We start from the raw sequence: 3685 nt of genomic DNA, 5'->3' as shown, positions 1-3685 counted from the left end.
CTTCATCGACAGAAATCATCATACGAGCAACGAGAAATTTGGGAAACATAATTTTTCATAGATTATTGGGAGTTACCTCTATAATTCATCAGATTCATCAACAGTACTGTCTGATGTCCGCCTGCCAGAACGTGTTTTTCTGCCTGGCCGGGTCTGACTGTCTCTGGTTTTATCTTTTCTCTGATTTCTATAAACCTTTACAGTTGACAATAATGTCGCAATCAAAGCTCCGAGCAGCACTGATCCGAAAATGACAATAATGAGTGGCCATTCTACGGTAGCAAAGCCGAAGTTTATAGGTACTGGGTCAACATTAAGCACTGAAAGAAAAGCGATTGCAAGGAAGAGAACAATTGCCCCCACCATGCTCCATTGCCTTTTCATAAAGCTAATCTCCTTTCGGTTACCTCTTATTATTTTCTTAAGAATACCATAACTTCGAGAGATTTTCATTACAGGTGTTTATTTCCTGTTAAACATTGTACGGACAATCCTATCTCCAGTTTTTGGAAAAAGAGTGTAGACTTTGGATGCAGCATTTAACAGCCCTGGCATATTCACTTCTCTTTTTTGTCTGCCGATAGCTTTGATTGTCTTTGAAGCGACATAGTCAACTGGGAGGACAACTGTGCTGACATTCTTCAGATACTCCCCTTCGGGATCAAACTCATCAAAGTATTCAGTATCAACCGGCCCTGGATTGACAGTTGTCACGATGATATTGTGATCCTTCAGTTCCAGGCGAAGGGTATTGCTGAATCCAATAACCGCAAATTTTGTAGCTGAATAGACAGCCGATTTAGGTGTTGCAACTTTGCCGGCAATAGATGCGACGTTGATGATCTGACCGGACTGGTACTGAACCATGTGTTTCCCAACGAGCTGAGACATAAGCATGAGACCCAGGACATTGACCTTGAACATGTTTTCAACTCTGGAGAAGTCATAATCAAGAAACGTTTCTGTATGACCAAATCCGGCATTGTTTATCAGCACATCAATTTTCCCGATCTTATCTGTGACATGCGCTACGGCTCTTTGAACTGCATCGGTATCAGCCACATCAAGTGGATAGACAAGAGCCTGCGAACCATACTTATTTCTGATGTCTTCTTTGATCTGCTTAAGTTTATCCGTTCGTCTTGCACTTAGAATCAGAACAGCTCCTTTTTCAGCCAGCTGATAGGCCAGTTCCTCTCCTATACCTGAGGATGCGCCTGTGATCCATATCACTTTGTCTTTAACTCTATCCATTGATCTCCACTTCTCTCTTAATAGGTATAGTTACTTCTGCCAGGTCGTTCATAACATAAGATTCCGGGAAGTAGCGGCGTGCTTCTTTTTCCATCTCCTTGCTGTCAGCATACAGATACCGTGCACTGATATGTGTCAGAAGCAGCTTTTCAGCCCCGGCTTCAAGAGCAGTTCGGGCTGCATCAATATTGGTGGAGTGGTTGTAGCTTCTAGCCAGACCCTGGTCATCTCCTTTGAATGTACTTTCGTGAACGAGTACATCTGCCCCGCGTGCGAGTTCAACACTGTTCTGGGTTTTCAAAGTATCTCCTAGAATCGTGACCACTCTTCCTTTCTGACTTGGACCGATGAAGGCCTTGCCATCCAGCACACGACCGTCATCCAGCGTAACTGTTTTTCCTTGTTTAAGCTGACCAAACAGGGGCCCGAACGGCACCCCAAGTTCTTTCAGCTCTTCAGCCATCAGTTCCCCTTCACGGTCTTTCTCCTGAATTCTGAATCCGTATGAGGGAATGCCATGACGCAGCCTTTTGACAGTAACTATGAACTGGCTGTTTTCAAACAGCTTGCCTTCTTCAGTAAATTCTACATAGTCGATCGGGTACTTCACGTGAGATTGAGACAATTTCATAGACATTGAGACATATTGTCTGATCCCCGGTGGACCATATATGGTTAGAGGTGTATCGCCTCCTTGGAACGCTCTGCTGCTCAGAAGTCCCGGAAGACCAAAGATATGATCCCCATGCATATGAGTGATGAAAATCTTGTCGATTTTTCTCGGTTTAACAGAGGTCTTCAGAATCTGATGCTGTGTTGCCTCCCCGCAGTCAAAAAGCCAGATGCTGTTAAGCTCATCTAACAGTTTCAATGCGATGCTGGAAACATTCCGGTGTTTGGCCGGCACTCCAGATCCTGTCCCTAAAAATACTAAATCCATATAACTATCCTTTACAGTTTTATTCTACAAATTCAAACTCAAAGTTATCAAGTCTGACTGTATCTCCATTTTTAGCTCCTTTATCTCTAAGAGCTTCATCAATCCCCATACCTCTCAGCTGCCTTGAAAATCTCATGACAGACTCATCGAACTGGAAGTTTGTCATCTGATACAGTTTTTCAACCTTGTCTCCGGAAATGACCCATGTGCCATCCGAATCTCTTGTAATCATAAACTCTCTGTTTTCTGGAGTGAATTTATAGAGTACACGTTCTTCTTCCCCTGTCTCCTCTTCATAAAGAGGGAATTCAGGAGCTGTTTCAAGCAGGTCAGCTGTCCGGCTCATCACTTGGTTGAGTCCTTTTCGGGTAAGAGCTGAAATTTCAAAAATTTCTACTTCTTCCCCGGACTTTTCCATTTCTTCTCTGAACGTCTTCAAATTCTCTTCAGAATCAGGCATATCCATTTTATTGGCTACAACTAACTGAGGTCTCTCTCTTAATTTCAAGTCATACTGCTCGAGTTCTTTATTTATCGTATAGTAGTCATCGACCGGGTCACGCCCTTCAACGCCACTCATATCTATAACATGAAGCAGGACTCGCGTTCTTTCGATGTGTCTCAGAAACTCGATCCCTAAGCCTACACCTTGAGAAGCCCCTTCGATGAGTCCCGGCATATCTGCCAGTACAAAACTTCGTCCATCATCTGACTGTACCATCCCAAGATTTGGGACTAGTGTGGTAAAATGATAGGCTCCGATTTTTGGACGAGCTTGAGAGACAACACTTAATAAAGTGGATTTCCCTACAGATGGAAATCCAACTAGACCAACGTCCGCCAGTACTTTCAGTTCCAGTTCGATTTCTTTTTCGTCACCAGGCTCACCATTTTCGGCAATTTCCGGTGCAGGGTTTCTAGGTGACGCAAAACGAATATTTCCTCGTCCACCGCGTCCGCCTTTTGCTACCACTGCTTTCTGACCGTGTTCGACCAGATCTGCGAGCATCTGCCCAGTTTCGGCATCTTTAACAACTGTTCCAGGTGGAACTTTTACAAACAAAGCCTTTGCTCCTCGGCCGTGCATGCCTTTCGACATACCGTTTTCACCGTGCTCAGCTCTGAAATGACGATTGTATCTGAAATCCATCAGGGTTCTCAGACCCTCATCTACTACGAAGATAACGTCTCCACCAGTACCTCCGTCTCCACCAGCAGGGCCCCCATCGGGAACATATTTTTCTCTACGGAATGCCACCATTCCATTTCCGCCGTTTCCAGCCTTTACATTAACTTTAACCTGATCTAAAAACATTGACACGCTTAACCCTTCTTTCTCCATTACGCACTGGCTTATCTCTTTTATTTTACACTAATTTTCGTATGATATCTAATGACATGGCGACTATTTAATAATTTGAATCGAGTAGGAGGTAAATAATTAATTTATTTACCGTCCTCTCACACCACCGTGCGTACGGTTCCGTACAC

The 3685-nt window shown here is 43.9% G+C and carries 4 protein-coding genes; all 4 read right to left on the bottom strand.

The window, feature by feature from the left end:
• Positions 1-78: 78 nt before the first annotated feature.
• Positions 79-384, bottom strand: a complete 306-nt coding sequence (locus tag ABFX15_RS06055) for a LapA family protein (protein WP_346024577.1) — start codon at positions 382-384, stop codon at positions 79-81.
• Between the two features lie 78 nt (positions 385-462).
• On the bottom strand, positions 463-1254 hold the full coding sequence (locus ABFX15_RS06050; protein WP_346024576.1) for an SDR family NAD(P)-dependent oxidoreductase: 792 nt from the start codon (positions 1252-1254) through the stop codon (positions 463-465).
• Positions 1247-2194: a ribonuclease Z gene (gene rnz / locus ABFX15_RS06045; RefSeq protein ID WP_346024575.1), complete on the bottom strand. Its 948-nt coding sequence runs from the start codon at positions 2192-2194 to the stop codon at positions 1247-1249. The genes ABFX15_RS06050 and rnz overlap by 8 nt, the downstream gene beginning before the upstream one ends.
• 19 nt (positions 2195-2213) lie before the next feature.
• Entirely contained in the window at positions 2214-3509 is a 1296-nt protein-coding gene (gene obgE, locus ABFX15_RS06040) for a GTPase ObgE (RefSeq protein WP_346024578.1), read from the bottom strand.
• Positions 3510-3685: the final 176 nt, after the last annotated feature.

The organism is Alkalibacterium indicireducens, from assembly GCF_039522005.1.
Taxonomy (GTDB): Bacteria; Bacillota; Bacilli; order Lactobacillales; family Carnobacteriaceae_A; genus Alkalibacterium; species Alkalibacterium indicireducens.
This window is presented reverse-complemented; position numbering and strand designations above follow the sequence as displayed.

Excerpts from the sequence above, each read along its gene's own strand:
- rnz (WP_346024575.1), bottom strand. The coding sequence starts at position 2,194 with ATGGATTTAGTATTTTTAGGGACAGGATCTGGAGTGCCGGCCAAACAC.
- ABFX15_RS06050 (WP_346024576.1), bottom strand. The coding sequence starts at position 1,254 with ATGGATAGAGTTAAAGACAAAGTGATATGGATCACAGGCGCATCCTCA.
- obgE (WP_346024578.1), bottom strand. The coding sequence starts at position 3,509 with ATGTTTTTAGATCAGGTTAAAGTTAATGTAAAGGCTGGAAACGGCGGA.
- ABFX15_RS06055 (WP_346024577.1), bottom strand. The coding sequence starts at position 384 with ATGAAAAGGCAATGGAGCATGGTGGGGGCAATTGTTCTCTTCCTTGCA.